Here is a 16,743-nt window from a genome sequence, read left to right on the forward strand (position 1 = left end):
TTACAATCATGGTAAAAAAACAAAATACGCTCTATATACTGATGGCAGTGGCTATGCTTATTACAAGCTGTAGTAAGGAGTTCCTGGAAACTAACCCCACTACACAGGTTTCTGATCAGAACCTGTTTAAATCACTAGATGGTGCTCAAACATTACTTAACGGTACCTATCGTTATCTGACTTCAAAAAGTACTGTTGTCGAAACGAGTGGTATCATCAGTTGGCAGAATGGACTCGATGCCGCAGCCAAAGATATCATTGTTTTTGAGGCACAAGGTTATATGCAGGCGTATTACAACCACTTCATCCTGGCCTCCACCCGGGCAGACGGAACACTGTCATTTAACATGTGGCAATACTTCTTTACCCTGTCGGGCAATGCCAATGAAATTTTGGCCAACATAGACAAGATAGACGGTGACGCAACAGGAAAAACGCAGATCAAATCGCAGGCACTAGCGATCAGGGCATGGTCATATTTTTACCTGGCCAGACTGTTTTCACAAACCTATGCCATAGCAAAAGATCTTCCTTGTGTGCCTTACTACGACAAACCTGGCACTATTGGTAAACCACGTGAAAAAGTGTCTGTGATCTATCAGCACATTGTAGACGATTTGAAAGCAGCTATTCCGGGGCTTGCAGGGTTTAGCCGTAAATACAAAAATCAGATCAACCAGCAGGTAGCCCAGGGCATTTTGGCTGAAGTATACCTGACTATGGAAGATTGGGCCAATGCCGCCGCTACCGCCAGACTGGCCCGAACTGGTTTCCCCATCATGACGGGTGATCAATACAAAGCAGGTTTTAACGATTGGGGCAATGCTGAGTGGATGTGGGGGCAGCACCAGACCATTGATGCAACATTTGGCAATGTTCCCTCTTTTACTTTGTGGGCAAATAAATCAAGGGGCCTTCGCTGGAGCTATGACACTTATTGTGTAAATGACCAATTTAAAAACCTGTTCTCTGCTACTGATGCGCGTAACCAGTTTTGGAAAAGAACAGATTATAACCTTTGGACCTCTGATAAATTCCGCGATAATGCCACTGGTACCGGAGATGTGCTCATGATGCGTGCTTCAGAAATGTTGTTGATAGAAGCAGAAGCCCTTGCAAGACAAGGTGGCCAGGATGCCGCAGCCCAGGCGCTGTTATGGGAACTACAGGACAAAAGAGGAGCAACAAGAATTACCTCTACCGGAGCGGCACTTGTAAGTGATATTTTGGTGGAACGGAGAAAAGAGCTGTATGGAGAAGGTTTTGCCTGGTTCGACCTGATACGTACTGGTCAGGGTTTAGTTCGCACCGGTGACCATCCTCGTATTATCAATCTTCCCGCCCGTTCATGGCGGCTAATATTCCAGTTACCTACGGCCGAATTCACCACCAACACCAGCATAACATCAGCAGATCAGAATCCGTATGATGGTGTTTATTAAATAGTGCTTTCGGAACATGTTATATAAAGAGGTGGACTTCCAGACCTCGGGTATTAAAACTTCAATATTGCACCAGCTTCCGGGTTGGTGCAATTCTTTTTCTGGCCCTATAAAGAAATATTCCGGAAATGCCCGTTTCCGGAGAGGTTGTTCCTGGTAACTTCCATAACCGGAACTTACCAGGAACAATATAAAAAGTGGGATGAACATTCAACGGAGCAGCGCATTTTCGCTCCTAAGCAATACAATAAGCAGTGACAACAGTACTAAAGCGACGCCAAGCATCCATTTTCCCTGTTCTACCTCCTCTTTTGCCCAAAGCTGCACTTGTTGAATAAAGTCCATAGTGATATTCATATCTCAGAAGTAGTGACTCCAAATTTTTGTTTGAATGCAAAATAAAAATGGGATAGGTTCTCAAACCCCAGATCAAGGTAAAAATCTGCAGGCTTTTGCTGCTTATGTTTAATAAGATAGTGGGCTTCATCCAAACGCCTCTCCATCAACCATCGCATGGGAGACTTCCTGAATGTTCGTTCAAAATCCCGTTTAAAAGTCGACAGGCTGCGACCGGTAAGTTTTGCATAAGACGCTACCGGGACATTGAACATATAGTTTTGATTCATGAACTCTTCCAGGTCTATTTTATAAGGTTCGGAAAAATCGAACAACAGATTTTTAAAATCCGGATTACTTTGAAGCAGTAATTCTACAGCTTCCCTGATCTTTAATGCAGCTAGCCTGGGTGTCGCTTCTTTTGTCTTGTTGATATAGGGACCCAGAGAAAGAAAATAAGACCGCAGGTAATCATCCGGCTCGAAGAAAAGCTTCTGGTTTCCCCGGTAGGGAGTATCAACTACGATCTTATTCTCCATAGCGTATTGCTGTAATGTTTCTTTATCGAGGGTTATTGAAACGAACTGGTATTTACCAAATTTATCAGGATATTTAATGCTTCGAATAAGCTGGTTCTTCCTGACCAGCACTATGGTGTTCTCTGTAACTACGGCATTTCCCTTTGCATAGAACGCATGTGTTTCTCCGGACAGTTGAAAGCCCAGGAAATGTTCTGGTATAAATTCTTCATCGCTCCTGTATTTTTCAAAAGCACAGGAATAGACAAGTTTACCAAAGATGATTTCATTACATTCGGCCATATACAAATATCTAAAAAATCAGGCAATCGCCGCGACCCCGGCCATTGCAACTTCCCTATCCTGCTCTGGGGTTCCTCCAGAAGAACCAATAGCACCGATCGTTTTGCCTTCTTTATTCTTTATTACTACGCCTCCGGCTATTGTCAAAAGCCCCCCATTGGCATTTGTCATCCCTTGGGCATGTAGTTCTGCATCCGCAATGATAATTCCCATCACATCGCTGTCTACTCCAAACATGGCAGCCGTTCTTGCTTTCTTCATAGCAAAATCAACGACACCATATACGCTGTCCAGCCGTGCAAACGATACCAAGTGGCCTCCATTATCCACAATACTTATACTTACAGGTATGTTAAGGGCATTTGCTTTTGCGACAGCCGCTTCGAGCACCTTTACTGCATCTTTATAGGTTATGTTCATTTAGTTCTTTTTAGAAATGAAGGAAAAGCTTATCCTAGCTTTTAACGGTCCAGGCTTCGGTTTGGAGCTGCTTTACGAAATCCTCAGTTTCCTTTGGATGTACATTCCGGAAATTGCAATTATCATCCAGAGCAACATCTACAATACAATCGGCCATAGATTGGGGATCCAGCTGATTAGCCAGTGCCTCAGCAACCCCGTCAAATGCTGAAGATGGAGTAAAATTAATTTCAGGATCATACCAGCGGAAGATGGAGTCGGCACCTCTGTCATTAAATCCGGTACCAAACATACCTGGGTTACAAGTAGCGACTTTAATATTGAAAGGGGCCAACTCTGTTTTCAATCCTTCCGCAATGGCTTCCAGTGCGTGTTTTGAAGAACAGTACGCTGCGACGTAAGGTACTGTCCAGAGCCCTCCCATGGAAGATGTAAACACAATTTTACCTGATTTTTTCCCGACAAACTTCTTAATGAATCCTTGAGCCAGCTCCAAAGCACCGAATACATTTGTCTCAAACATCGAGCGGATCAGGTCTACCGGCTGCTCGGCAATAGGCCCCCCCTGCATGATACCGGCATTACTGATCAGGATGTCAATGTCGTATTTCTTATGTGCATTGGCCCTATCCAGAGGATCGGTTATATCAAGCTTATCAACAATAAGGTTGATTCCTTTTTCCTTCGACTCTTTTATAAGATCACTCATTTGCGGATATACCTGTGTGGTCGCAATTACTTTATGACCCTTCCTGGCTAAGTCAAATGCAGCGATTTTCCCAAAACCGCTTGCAGCTCCTGTAATTAAGATCGTCTTGCTCATTTTTATCTTGTTTAAAAGTATAGCGCAAAATTCTTCGATAAGCAATTATTTTACGTTGCCAGGAAGTCCAATTTTATATTGCTCAAAAGTTCATTAAAGTTATATCCACTGCTTATAGGTAACATTGTTAAAAGTCTTGTAAGCACATTTAAAGAGAATATTTTATTATCTATATTTAAAGTCCATTCAATGGAATTGAAATAGTAGTATGACTTATATTATGCAGTACTTTAATAACTTAGGCATAGGCGAATTACAGTTAGGAAAATCATTAGAGCAAATTAATCCCTTGAATCAGTTTGGCCCCAGTGATCGAGATAACCTAATCCCTGGTCCAGACGGAGATGCATGGTTTAAATATATGGGGGAAATTACGGGACTATCGGACGGCAAAAGCCTGAGTTTTCCCGCAGAATCAATTTATCTCGCTGTAAATCCTGTGAAAAAAGTAAACAGGATATGGATATATCCTAAAACAGAAGTCATTGGAGTAAGTATTGAAAACCTACTATCTAATGTCTACGGTAATCCTATGATTTCTTCCGGTGGTATGGCAGAAATTGGAGGCACAACAAGTTATACTAACTATTTCTATGTTTCAAAGGATAAGGTAATTCAAGTTGCGTATCATAAAGTTTTCGATGTTGAAAGTATTGGTCCGGAACATATATCGTTTAGATTTATAAATGATGATGATGCGTTCAAATACAATCTAACCTATCGGACTTGGAAAAAGTATATGTAAGAAAGGTCGGGATTTCCCGGCCTTTTTCTATGCCTCTCTTAGTTGATAAAAAACTGGTGTCACCGCATCGTTAATTTCATCATCATCTAAATCAGCCAAATAAGTTTCAGTTGTCGCATAATTTTCATGCCCCAAACTTTCCTGAATTATTGACGGATTTACCCCACTTTTCTTCAGCAACTGTGCAAAGGTATGCCGGGAGGTATGGAAAGTCATTGGTCCGGTAATCCCTAACAGTTCGCCAATCCTTTTAAGATAGAAATTAATATTATAGTTGGCTTCATCAATAGCATAGTACAACTCCTTCTTGGTTGTACATTCCTTTTTTAACAGGGGGAAAAGATATGCCCCGCCTGAATGCCAATATTTTTCAATAATTCTGGCTAATTTTGGGTGTATCTTGATGCTTCGAAGATCGCGGCTTTTATTCATTCGATAATCAAGATATGCAGGGTCTATAGTATCCCTTTTTAGCGTTGCCACATTTGCAAACCTCATACCTTGAGAATAAACAGCGAATAAATACATTTCACGTGCTAAATCGAGCATCCCTGATAGCTCCATGTTTTCAAGCCTTGTTAACTGATCTATGTTTAGTTTTAATTTTCTGGTCTTCTCACGTTTAACAGTTACCAGTTTAAAAGGGTTGACAGGGTTAATTTCCTTTGGCCATGTTTTCTGTGCTGTAGTGTAAGCCGTAGACAGAAACCGTAATTTCCTATTTACTGTATTCGGTTTGTTTTTATGAACGTTTTTGAAACAATCGACTATTTTTTCAACGTCATTCAGACCAATATCATTTAAGGGCTTATCTTTCCCTAAACATTCTGTAACCTGAGATTTCAAAGATAACTGTTTATAATACTGGTTTATTTCATCGTTTTGAGAATGCCGTTCAGCAATTTTTTTCAAGATTTCACCTATTGTATGCCCCCCTGTTGGCTGATCCGAAAGCAGATATTCAAAATTAAATTCCTTTTCTCCAAAACAAGCCGAGTTAATTTCTCCTGTATTTTGGTGCGTTCAGATTCGATTATTGTATTAATCAGTACTGAATCGGGGTGTTTTCGAACCCAGCCATTTAAGCCCTCCTTAAACTGTAATTCCGTTACTGAATACCCGACATATTTATATCGTGTTTTATTCTTTTCAGTAACTCTTATGCATATTGGGAAAGTACCGTCTTGCTTTTTACGGTGTGTTTTTAGGATTACGCTAATTGTCGCCATAGCACTATATTCTATCGTTAAAATTGTAAATGTTGATGGTAAATAAATTTGTAAATGTAATTAGAAGAATAGGGGCTGTTGGAGGGTGTCAAGAGGTGTCAAAGTAATTAGGCTGAGTAGCCACCAATAAGGAAAAGCCGCTATGATAGCGGCTTTTAGCGTAAGTATCCAGTGATCCCTATGGTACGAAACTCGAACCTTTTTATATTTGATCTTCGGGCACTAGCTGAAATTTCCTGAGTAACTTAGTTACACAGTCGACTAAACTCCACAGTATCCATTGAAGATACACTCGTCCGTGGTGATAAAGTCAACCGTGTAAAGCCATCTTAATAAAAAGCTTGATTTGCATAGAGATTAATATTTTTAGCTAATTTTTTTATATTTTTGCCTAAAACACAAAGAATTTTGGCTATTAAGGAGTTAAACAGGATAAGAGTTGTATTAGCAGAGTTAAACAAGAAAAATAAATGGCTCGCTGATAAGCTTGGTAAGAATCAGGCTACTGTTTCTCAATGGTGCAATAATGCAAGGCAACCATCAGTTGAAACATTGTTTGAGATCGCTGAAGTTCTCGATGTTAATGTAAGAAAGCTCCTAGTTCCTTCAAAAATCGATGAATAAGTCCCAATAAACGTCTCAATAATAACAAGAAAAATAAACACAAAGCCAATTAAATTATAATATTATAATTAAGCACCCAATAAAAATTGAGTTAGAAAATAAAATTAGTATAAGTGAATACGGACATTATAAAATATACTTTCTCCGGGCATGATTCCTTTCAATGCCGACAGCTTTGGCTAAAAAAGGGCTATGACTTCATACAAAAAAAAGAGTCTTTCAATGATGAAGAGGCTGTGGTAAAGTTGGGGGTCGGTAAGAATATGGTCTCAGCCATCCGCTACTGGATGAAAGCATTTAACATTATAGACAACAAAGACCAAGTGACTGAATTTGGAACAAGATTATTTGACGAGGAAAATGGCTACGATCCATACTTAGAGGATGAAGCCAGTCTTTGGCTACTGCATTATCAACTAGTCAAAACAGAATTGGCTTCTATTTACAATATTATCTTTAATGAATTTAGAAAGGAGAAAATACTTTTTACCAAAGAAACTTTCTTAAATTATTTAAAAAGAATCCAAGAAGCAAATCCAGAATTAATTTTCAATGAAAACACCGTTGCGAAAGATTTCAACGTTTTTGTAAATATGTATAAAAACGACAGTCAGAATAACGATGTGGAGGATAGCTTTTCTGGAATCCTTTCAGAAATTGGGCTGCTTAAAGCAATCGGAAAGGGCAAGGATGAACAATTCCAAATTGAAAACAACGAAAGAGATAATTTGCCCGAAGCAGTTGTACTATTTTCAATTCTAGATAATCCAAATTATGGTAATTCTATCAGTTTAAATTCATTGGAATTTGACCACAATAGCCCAGGGTCTATTTTCGGATTAAATCGCTTGGGATTGACAAACAAGATCACTGACATTATTAGTCAAAATAAAAGTATAACGTTCACTGATCATGCAGGGATCAAAGAACTTCAATTTAAGAACAAAGCAAATCCATATTCAATTTTAGATAAATATTATGGCAAATAATTTCACTACATCGGTAAATATCCTTAGGGACACAGAAAGGGACTTAAATTACATCCCTACTCCCAATGCAGGGCAAGTTGTTAGCCAAATTGTGAACGACTTTAAGAAGGGTATTCGCTCATTTAATATTATTGGTACTTATGGAACAGGAAAGTCTTCCTTTCTTTTAGCTCTTGAACAAAGTATCAAAGGAAAGAAACGCTATTTCGAAGCTAATTTTATTACTAATCCTAAAGTAGACTTCGTAAAGATTGTTGGTTCATATACTTCAATAGTAGAGCAATTTTCTGACATATTCGAAGTAAACACAAATAAAAATAAGCATGAAAATATTTTATCGGAAATTTTCAATCGCTACCATTCACTAGGTAAAAGCAATGGAATTTTGCTTCTATTTCTAGATGAATTTGGGAAATTTTTAGAATATGCAAGCAAGCATAATCCTGAAAATGAATTATATTTCATTCAACAATTAGCGGAGTTTTGCAACAATCCTAAATACAATATTGTCTTAATTACAACTGTCCATCAAAGCTTTGAATCATATGCCTATTCATTAAGCAGTACCCAAAAACAAGAATGGGTAAAAGTAAAAGGTCGTTTCCGTGAAATTACATTCAATGAACCAGTCGAACAACTTCTATATCTGGCGTCTGAATATGTTGCTGAAAATGTTGCAATCCAACCGACCAGCTCAACAATTGAGCAATGTCTAAATTTATCTGTTGCTACCAAGGCCTTCAATTTTAACAAAGATTTCCTAAACAAGATTGCAACCAAGCTTTATCCGCTTGATATGCTTGCAGCAAATACGCTTACACTTTCTCTCCAACGTTATGGACAGAATGAAAGATCGTTGTTTACCTTCCTTGAATCAACTGACCATACAGGCTTAACAAAATTTAACCAACGAGAGAATCAATTTTACAATCTGAGTTGCGTATATGACTATTTAAATTTCAATTTTTACTCATTTCTCACTTCAAAATATAATCCTGATTTTTCTGCTTGGAGCTCTATACGTTCGGCAATAGAAAATGTGGAAAGAACATTTGATGCTTCTATAAATGACTACATAAAAGCAGTTAAAACTATTGGTCTATTAAACATTTTCTCTGCCAGTGGATCTATAATAGACGATCGTTTTTTAAGCAATTATCTTACAATTGCTAGTGGCGTCTCAAACGGTACTACTATCATCAAAAATCTCGAAACTAAAAATATAATCCGTTTCAGGTCCCACAGCAAGCGCTACATTTTGTTTGAAGGTACGGATTTAGACATTCAGACTGCACTGATTGAGGCGGGAAATAAAATTTCCGAAGTTGGAGATGTTACACTATTGCTAAGTAAATACTTTCAATTCTCACCTGTATTTGCAAAGTTATACTCATACGAGAAGGGAACACCAAGATTTTTTGAATTCAAAATATCAGAATATCCTATTACAAAAGAAATCCCCAAAGGAGAAAATGATGGATTCGTAAATCTAATCTTCAATAGTAAGATTAAAGTCACTGACGTTTTGGAGGCATCGAAAACTCAAAAGGAAGCAATTATTTACTGCTTTTTCAAAAATTCTACAGAAATAAAAAACCTACTGTTTGAGATTGAAAAAATCCAAAAAGTAATTGAGGAAAACGGAGACGACAAAGTTGCTAAACGAGAATTAGAGAATATCGTTGACGCACAGATTCGCTTACTTAACCATTACATTTCCGATAGCATTTATACAGGAAGCAAAGATGTAAAATGGTTTTTTAAAGGCGAAGAAAAAAAGATTTCCAATAAAAGGGATTTTAACAAATTGCTTTCGCAAGTTTGCAGCATTATTTACGATGCGACACCTGTTTTTAAAAACGAATTGGTCAATAAACATCGTATTTCATCTTCTATTCATACCGCCAAAAAGAACTACTTTAAAGCACTAGTGAATAATTGGGATGAAGAAAATTTAGGATTTGATGAATCTAAATTTCCACCTGAAAAAACCATCTTTTTATCTCTATTGAAAGAAAATGGTATTTCACCAGTTCGAGAAAATAGATTTGAGGTTGTTGCTATTGACAAAAACTCCACTTTTAATAGGCTTTGGAAGGTTTCCGAAAAATTTCTAGAGAATTCCAAGTCAGAGCAAAAGCCAATCTCTGAATTTGTCGAAATTTTGAATAAACGACCTTTTAAGTTAAAACAAGGCCTGATTGATTTTTGGATACCAACGTTTCTTTTTCTCAAACGTGATGACTTTGCAATTTTCAACGAAAATGTCTATATCCCACAGTTGTCGGAAGAGAATCTTGAGTTGATTATTAAATATCCAAATGATTACTCTATAAAAACATTTGATATTGAGGGAGTCAAACTCGACATTTTCAATAGTTATCGAACATTTCTCAATCAATCAACCGAGCTCAAATTTGATAATAACTCGTTCATTGAAACGATAAAACCATTTATTGTATTTTACAGACAGTTACCAGAATATTCGAAACAAACCAAACGACTGTCCGCCGCGGCATTAAAAGTGCGCCAAGCAATAGCAAAGAGTAAGGATCCAGAAGTTACATTTTTTGAAGCATTTCCCAACGCGTTAAACTTCTCCCTTAACACTTTACAAAAAGACAAGTCAAAATTACAAGGCTATGCAGTAAACCTTCAAAATGCCGTTCGTTAGTTACGTACCGCCTACGACGAGTTAGTAAAAAGATTCGAAGAATTTATTTGCAATGAATTCGTAGGAAAAGTAGTGGAGTTTGAAGAGTATAAAAACAGCTTGCAAAGTCGATTCTCCAAGCTAAAAAAACATTTGCTTTTATCTAATCAAAAGACATTCATACAGCGTATTGACTCTCCTTTGGACGATAAAAAAGCATGGCTAAATTCTTTAGCACAAACTATCACCAGCAGAACACTCGAGATGTTTACGGATGAGGACGAGATGTTACTGTATGAAAAGTTTAGAGCAATGATATTGGAGCTTGATAGTTTAACAACTATTTCAAAAACCGATATTGATGAGAAAAATGAAGATGTTATTGGAGTAAAGATTGATACATTCTTTAGTACTATCAATCCCAAAATTGTAAGAGTACCCAAAAATAAGGGGCAAGAAATTGAACAATTAAAAACTGCAATGAAAAAGAAACTTGGCAATGACAGAACATCAAACATTGCAGCTGTATTAAACCTTTTAAAAGAGTTATTGCAATGAGTTTAACAAGGCATGTGCTCGGCATTTCCGGCGGCAAAGACAGCGCCGCATTGGCGATTTATATCAAGACAAAATATCCATCATTAAATATTGAATTCTATTCATGTGATACAGGAAAAGAATTAGACGAAACGTACCAGCTTATTAAAAACCTTGAGGTGTTCTTAGGTGTAAAAATCAACCTATTGCAAGCAGCAAAAAGAAGTTCCGAAGACCCTTTTGATCATTTCCTCAAAATGTATGGAGGTTTTCTACCTTCATCCAATTCCCGCTGGTGTACTAAAAAATTGAAGCTGGAGCCCTTTGAGCAATACGTCGGTACCGATCCAGTGGTTTCCTATGTGGGTATCCGGGGAGATGAAGACCGAGAAGGTTATATATCCACAAAGAAGAATATACAATCAATCTTCCCCTTTAGGAAGAACATCTGGAGTGAAGACGTAGTTGCCAAAGTATTATCCAACCAAAATATGGAGCTAGTTTGGGCCTTTTCCAGAGATATCAACTTTGGTCGGTTCCAGGATAAAGTAGAACAGATCCTTACGAAGAAAATAGAGCCTTCTTTTACACAAGCGCAGAAACTGAATGCTCTACTGGATGCTGATGTAAAGGGCTTTAATCATTTGGTTTTTGCTTTTCTAAAAACTACCGATTATCCGTTGGCTAACGAAGCATCATTCCCATTGCTAGACAATGAAGATGTTCTAATAAGAAATGATATTTTTAGGATTTTGCAGGAAAGTGGCGTAGGTGTTCCCGCTTACTATAACAAAGTTGATTTTGGTATCGATGGCAAAACCGGTCAATATGCACGGAGTCGCTCCGGATGCTATTTCTGCTTCTTTCAGCAAAAAATTGAATGGATTTGGCTGTATGAGCAACATCCTGATCTGTACAAAAAGGCTATGGAGTATGAAAAAGACGGTTATACTTGGAGCCAAGGAGAAAGCCTGCAAGAGTTGATTGAACCTGAAAGGGTAAAAAGAATTAAAACCGAATACTTAAAAAGAATGGAGAGGAGTGCATTAAAACCCCAATCACCTTATCTGATTGATATTTTAGAAGAGGCAGAGGGGATAGGGTGTGCAAGCTGCTTTATTTAAACTATAAATTGGTATGGCAATTAACTTAGAAATTGATGGAGGAAGGCTTCTTTACGGACTAAGTCGTATAGGTTATACAACTTCATCAGCTATATGCGATATAATAGACAACTCTATTAGGGCTAATGCAAAATTAGTACACCTATTAATTGTAAAAGATCGTAAAGACTTTTCAGATGCAAAAAAGAATAACGTTAAGGAGTATTTAATAGTTGACAACGGTGACGGCATGAACCGCGATCAAATTATTAATGCACTGAAACTTGGCTCTTCAGATCAATATTACGAACAACATTCATTATCTAAGTTTGGATTAGGATTAAAATCCGCAGCATTCTCGCAAGGAGATACTCTTGAAATAATCAGTTCGGATGGCAGTGGATTTACTAAGTTTCAGGTCTCCTTGCCAACAACAATGCGAACGAAATCCTATACGGCAGAGGAAAAGGAAATAGACATATCTGACAACGAAATTATTTCTAAATACCTAGCCGAAGGGAAGGGAACAATAATAAGGATTGGAGATATTCGAAAAAACAATCATCCAAGTGTAAGAAACACGATAGAGGAACTCAATACCAAAGCAGGTGTTATCTATTACTTTTTTATCCAAGAGAAAGGAGTCAAAATTTTCATTTCTGACAAGGAAGTAAACGCTATTGATCCTTTATTTATAGATGAGGCTAATGAAAATGGGAATTTAGACGAGAATTCCTGGGATGGTACAGAGGTTAAATGGATAGAAAAGAAAAAAGAAATCACACTAGATAATGAGTTAGGTATTACTGCTGAAATTGAAATTACCCAATTACCGTATCCACCTATCTTCCGGATAAAGCATTTAGGCGAAGCCAAAGACGCTGAGATTCGAAAAAAATATTTGATTGAATCTGGCAATTATGGGTTTTATGTTTATAGAAATAATAGGTTAATTTCCTGGGCGTCCCATCTAAATGGAATAATTCCATACGATCAATACTTTTATGCTTTTAGAAGCAGGATTTCAATTAATAATGAAGCCGATGACTTCTTCAATATTGATGTAAAGAAGTCAACTCTGACGTTGTCAGAAGAAGCTTGGAAGGTGATAAGTGATGTTACCCGAGAAGCAAGAAATAAAAGCAAGAATGCCTGGCTTAATGCAGGTCGGATTCGCAGTGAGATCATAAACAAGGACCCAAATGAAATCGCGAACAAACTGCTTAGTGAATATGAGCAAATAGAAATCCTCCCTGGTGATACTCTTCCCTCAGAAGAGGAGGTTGAGAAAAGGCTTGAGCTAATCACTAAAGATATGGCGACCAAAGTGAGACTTATCGTAAAAATGATGAAAGAAGATAAGGGCGAAGATGTTGGTACCTTTGAAGATATCACTAAGGAAGAAAAGGAAGAGGCTGTTAAGGGAGAAATTAATCCGCAATTATCCAAAATATTCAGAGTAAGCTCTGTAACTGATAACTTACTTTGGGAACCATACTACGATACAGACTTGGGAAATTGTGTCAGGATAAATAAGCTTCACCGGTTTGCCCTTTATATATATGAAAACAACGAAAAAAACCAGGATTTGCAAATAACGTTTGATTTATTGTTATTGCAGCTGGCTGATTCTGAGTACTATGCATATAAGAATATAACGGATTTCGAATATGAAGAAATTAAAAAAGTTTTATGGGATTTTAGACGAATTACCTCAGAGTTTCTTGCCCATATGGTTCGTAAGCTGGAAAATGAATTACCACCAAATTATACCACTGAACGCGGTTCATGATTCAAACAAACGTCTATAATGTCCATAATGGTATGGATACGGCATATATTTATATATGGGTTTCAAAACTACACACCATTATATATATTGGAATGACAAACAATTCGTCTGGTCCAATTGGAAGGGCGCATGGTCATTTCAACTCACAGGGAACGTTTAGGAAGAGATTTTTAGAGCAAAGAGGCGTTGGGATAGAGAAAATTCATGATATGATATTATTAAGTTTTCCTCTTCCGAAAAAACGTTTGTATACAAGCGAAGAAAGTTCTTATAGAGAATCAGTTGAGTATTTGGTTCAAAAGGAGCTTCAACTTCGCAGAGGTAAACTTAGCCCGAGCTACGACATAGTTTCATGGCACGATCGATTTCCAAGAAGAACATCGAACTCAGAAGTAATAAGGGTTGCAGCGGATATCGTTCAAAAGTTTGAGAATAACTACAATACGTTATAATAATTAGATCATGCACAATAATGCTATCACATACCTTGACAATAATGCTACTACCAAAGTTGACAAAAGGGTATTAGATGCAATGCTACCCTTTCTGATTGACAATTATGCCAATCCTCACAGCACTCATTATTTTGGAAATGAGGCAAACAAAACGGTAGAGCAAGCAAGAAAGCAAGTAGCTGATTTAATCTGCGCAGATAGCAATGAGATTATTTTCACGAGTGGAGCAACAGAAGCTATAAATATTGCACTGAAAGGAGCCGCCGCATTGAATGCGCGCAAAGGCAACCACATAATAACTGTAGCGACAGAGCATCATGCCGTTTTAGATACCTGCAAGCACCTTGAAAGAGAGGGTTTTGAAGTTACCTATCTAGATGTTGACAATACAGGCATTATTGATCTAGCTAAATTACAAGCATTATTACGCCCAGAGACTATCCTTGTTTGCATTATGTATGTAAATAATGAGACAGGTGTAACACAACCAATACAAGACATTTCTTCGATTGTCCGTAAAACTCAGGCCCTTTTCTTTTCTGATGTAACACAGGCAGTGGGTAAAATGGACATCAATGTTGACGTCCTCGATGTTGATTTTCTATGCATCAGCGGACATAAGATCTATGGTCCTAAAGGCATCGGGGCTTTATATGTAAAAAATGGAATTAAGGTCCCTACATATACGCATGGAGGAGGTCAAGAGAAAGGCCTACGAAGCGGAACCCTAAACGTTCCCGGCATTATAGCACTAGGAGTAGCATGCGAACTTTGCAAAACGAGAATGAAAGAAGATGTCAACCGAATAAGCCTATTGCGTCAAAAACTAGAAGGTGGCTTATTACAAATACCTGGCACCTCAGTGAATGGGAATATAGATAACAGGGCTTGTAATGTCACCAATATATGCTTTAAAGGGCATGATGCAAATATCTTGATAGGCAGAATGAAAAACATAGCAGTGTCCAATGGATCTGCATGCGCATCTGCGATAATGAGGCCTTCGCACGTACTCATTGCTATGGGTTTAAGTGATGAAGATGCATTTTCCTCTATAAGATTTTCATTGGGCAGGTTCAATACAGAAAGCGAAATAGAGGTGGTCATTAAGAGTATTTCTCAATTGATCAAAAATGACTCGCGATATGCTTAAATCCTGCAACTGGTCAATAGACAGAGACTATAAAACCGGAACTGAAGACGAACCCCTACAATTTTATCTTGAGGGCTTAGCTAACAGTTCCGAGTTCCATTTATTGCTTGGGTATTTTAGTTCAGCAGCAATCAATTTATTATCTGTTGGTTTTGCCACTTTTATCAGCAAGGGCGGAAAGATGAGAATGGTTATAAATCATCTCCTTTCTGAGAAAGATAAAGAGGTAGTTGAAAAGGGCCTGAATTCAAACAACATCAATAGAGTTTTTGACTTAACTGATGTTGTTTCACTTGGAAAAGTGTTAGATGAATATAATATTCATTTTTTTGAATGTTTAGCGTACCTAATTGCCGCAAAGCGCATTGAGATCAAAATTATCAAACCGAAGAATAGCAGAGGAATCGCGCACTACAAATCAGGAGTCTTCAGTGATGGCGAAAATAAGGTTGGTTACAAGGCATCTTGCAATTTTACTCTATATGGATTGTCAGAAAACCTCGAAGAATTGGAGGCGTTTTTAAGTTGGGAAAATGGGCGATCCAACAAACTTATCAAGAAACAATTAAAGATTATCGATGCTTATTTTTCGGAGACAGATAACGATGTAGAGTATTTGGCTGTTGAAGATATTGAGGTGGCAATTCGTGATAAATTCGGCAATAAAAGTCTGAATGAATTAATCGTTCAGGAAGAGGAATTAGTGAGAAGGAAAACAAGCCTGATATCAAACCAAAGATTGAAGCAAACAATTGTTAAGCTTCACAACGATATTGACAAAATTATTAGAAGCCCAAAATTCCCAGGCCACCAGGGGGCGAGGGATTATCAGATTCAAGCCTATGAGAGTTGGCTAAGGAATGGTCAAAAAGGCATATTTGCGATGGCAACCGGAACGGGAAAAACAATTACTTCCTTAAACTGCTTATTAAATGAATACCATAAAAGTGAAAACAAAATCTATCATGCTCTGATCCTTGTGCCCACAATTACCTTGGTTGAGCAATGGGAGAAGGAAGCAAGGACATTAAACTTCCAAGAGGTATACAAAATATCTTCAAAAATTGACTGGCAAGGCACAGTTAGTACACTCGTTTCTACTGCTAAACGTATTCCTGTTTCCTTCATTATTATTTGCACGTATGCCTCTTTTGTTAAAGAAAAGTTTCAAAGTTTAGTACAATATCTACCCGAAGATACTATTTTCATTGCTGATGAAGGGCATAACCTAGCCTCCCCAACAGTAGCCGAAAGATTAACTGAATTTCACCTGCCAAGAAGGATCGGATTGTCTGCAACGCCAAAGCGAATCTACGATTTAGAAGGTACTGTTAAAATGGAAGAGTTTTTTTCCGATAAGGAACCGTATACATTTTCTTTCTCCATGGATAAGGCTATTCGAGACAAAATACTATGTCAATATTACTATTATCCTCACATTATTAGAATGACCGATGAGGAAATGACAGATTATTCCGAAATCAGTAATCAATTGGCAAAAATATATCGGTATGGTCAGGCGACTCCCGAAAAACAAGGCGTAATTGAACGTCTACTCTTAAAGCGAAAGCGAATTATTCATAAAGCATAGCATAAGTTACCTGTAACAGTTGATATATTA

The 16,743-nt window shown here is 37.7% G+C and carries 16 protein-coding genes; 11 read left to right on the forward strand and 5 right to left on the reverse strand.

Going from position 1 to position 16,743, the window contains the following annotated elements; genetic code table 11:
- Nucleotides 1-8 precede the first annotated feature (8 nt).
- Entirely contained in the window at nucleotides 9-1,442 is a 1,434-nt protein-coding gene (locus tag VM802_RS13525) for a RagB/SusD family nutrient uptake outer membrane protein (RefSeq protein ID WP_325531296.1), read from the forward strand.
- A gap of 353 nt (nucleotides 1,443-1,795) precedes the next feature.
- On the opposite strand, the gene VM802_RS13530 is transcribed toward VM802_RS13525, so the two are convergent.
- From VM802_RS13530 to VM802_RS13540, 3 genes are read right to left on the reverse strand one after another with little or no spacing between them, the layout of a single operon-like run.
- Nucleotides 1,796-2,599: a helix-turn-helix domain-containing protein gene (locus tag VM802_RS13530; RefSeq protein ID WP_325531298.1), complete on the reverse strand. Its 804-nt coding sequence runs from the start codon at nucleotides 2,597-2,599 to the stop codon at nucleotides 1,796-1,798.
- Between the two features lie 18 nt (nucleotides 2,600-2,617).
- Nucleotides 2,618-3,019, reverse strand: coding sequence for a GlcG/HbpS family heme-binding protein (locus VM802_RS13535; RefSeq protein WP_325531300.1), 402 nt, complete (start codon nucleotides 3,017-3,019; stop codon nucleotides 2,618-2,620).
- A 34-nt stretch (nucleotides 3,020-3,053) separates the two neighbouring features.
- Nucleotides 3,054-3,842, reverse strand: coding sequence for an SDR family oxidoreductase (locus VM802_RS13540; protein ID WP_325531301.1), 789 nt, complete (start codon nucleotides 3,840-3,842; stop codon nucleotides 3,054-3,056).
- A gap of 208 nt (nucleotides 3,843-4,050) precedes the next feature.
- Between VM802_RS13540 and VM802_RS13545 the strand changes: the two genes are divergently transcribed.
- A complete protein-coding gene (locus tag VM802_RS13545; RefSeq protein WP_325531303.1) occupies nucleotides 4,051-4,587 on the forward strand; it encodes a hypothetical protein in 537 nt (178 codons plus the stop codon).
- Between the two features lie 27 nt (nucleotides 4,588-4,614).
- Here the strand turns inward: VM802_RS13545 and VM802_RS13550 are convergent, their stop codons facing one another.
- Both VM802_RS13550 and VM802_RS32355 read right to left on the reverse strand, forming a co-directional pair.
- The gene (locus VM802_RS13550) at nucleotides 4,615-5,499 is read right to left on the reverse strand and encodes a tyrosine-type recombinase/integrase (RefSeq protein WP_325531305.1); all 885 of its coding nucleotides are present in this window, start codon (nucleotides 5,497-5,499) and stop codon (nucleotides 4,615-4,617) included.
- Between the two features lie 8 nt (nucleotides 5,500-5,507).
- Entirely contained in the window at nucleotides 5,508-5,816 is a 309-nt protein-coding gene (locus VM802_RS32355) for an Arm DNA-binding domain-containing protein (protein ID WP_414647081.1), read from the reverse strand.
- A 408-nt stretch (nucleotides 5,817-6,224) separates the two neighbouring features.
- Between VM802_RS32355 and VM802_RS13555 the strand changes: the two genes are divergently transcribed.
- The 9 genes from VM802_RS13555 to VM802_RS13595 all read left to right on the forward strand — a co-directional run bounded on the left by VM802_RS13555 (nucleotide 6,225) and on the right by VM802_RS13595 (nucleotide 16,713).
- Entirely contained in the window at nucleotides 6,225-6,440 is a 216-nt protein-coding gene (locus tag VM802_RS13555; protein WP_325531307.1) for a helix-turn-helix transcriptional regulator, read from the forward strand.
- 113 nt (nucleotides 6,441-6,553) lie between these two features.
- Nucleotides 6,554-7,429 carry a DUF4007 family protein gene (locus VM802_RS13560; RefSeq protein ID WP_325531309.1) on the forward strand — a complete coding sequence of 292 codons (876 nt, stop codon included), beginning with the start codon at nucleotides 6,554-6,556 and terminating at the stop codon, nucleotides 7,427-7,429.
- A complete protein-coding gene (locus tag VM802_RS13565) occupies nucleotides 7,419-10,103 on the forward strand; it encodes a hypothetical protein (RefSeq protein ID WP_325531311.1) in 2,685 nt (894 codons plus the stop codon). Before VM802_RS13560 ends, VM802_RS13565 begins: the two co-directional genes overlap by 11 nt.
- A 72-nt stretch (nucleotides 10,104-10,175) precedes the next feature.
- Nucleotides 10,176-10,640, forward strand: coding sequence for a hypothetical protein (locus VM802_RS13570; RefSeq protein ID WP_325531313.1), 465 nt, complete (start codon nucleotides 10,176-10,178; stop codon nucleotides 10,638-10,640).
- Nucleotides 10,637-11,743, forward strand: a complete 1,107-nt coding sequence (locus tag VM802_RS13575) for a phosphoadenosine phosphosulfate reductase domain-containing protein (RefSeq protein ID WP_325531315.1) — start codon at nucleotides 10,637-10,639, stop codon at nucleotides 11,741-11,743. The genes VM802_RS13570 and VM802_RS13575 overlap by 4 nt, the downstream gene beginning before the upstream one ends.
- A gap of 13 nt (nucleotides 11,744-11,756) precedes the next feature.
- Nucleotides 11,757-13,514: an ATP-binding protein gene (locus VM802_RS13580; protein WP_325531317.1), complete on the forward strand. Its 1,758-nt coding sequence runs from the start codon at nucleotides 11,757-11,759 to the stop codon at nucleotides 13,512-13,514.
- Entirely contained in the window at nucleotides 13,511-13,966 is a 456-nt protein-coding gene (locus tag VM802_RS13585; protein WP_325531319.1) for a hypothetical protein, read from the forward strand. The genes VM802_RS13580 and VM802_RS13585 overlap by 4 nt, the downstream gene beginning before the upstream one ends.
- Nucleotides 13,967-13,976: 10 nt before the next feature.
- The gene (locus VM802_RS13590) at nucleotides 13,977-15,122 is read left to right on the forward strand and encodes a cysteine desulfurase family protein (RefSeq protein WP_325531321.1); all 1,146 of its coding nucleotides are present in this window, start codon (nucleotides 13,977-13,979) and stop codon (nucleotides 15,120-15,122) included.
- A complete protein-coding gene (locus VM802_RS13595; protein ID WP_325531323.1) occupies nucleotides 15,103-16,713 on the forward strand; it encodes a DEAD/DEAH box helicase family protein in 1,611 nt (536 codons plus the stop codon). Before VM802_RS13590 ends, VM802_RS13595 begins: the two co-directional genes overlap by 20 nt.
- Nucleotides 16,714-16,743: the final 30 nt, after the last annotated feature.

Source organism: Chitinophaga sp., assembly GCF_035538455.1.
Lineage (GTDB): Bacteria > Bacteroidota > Bacteroidia > Chitinophagales > Chitinophagaceae > Chitinophaga.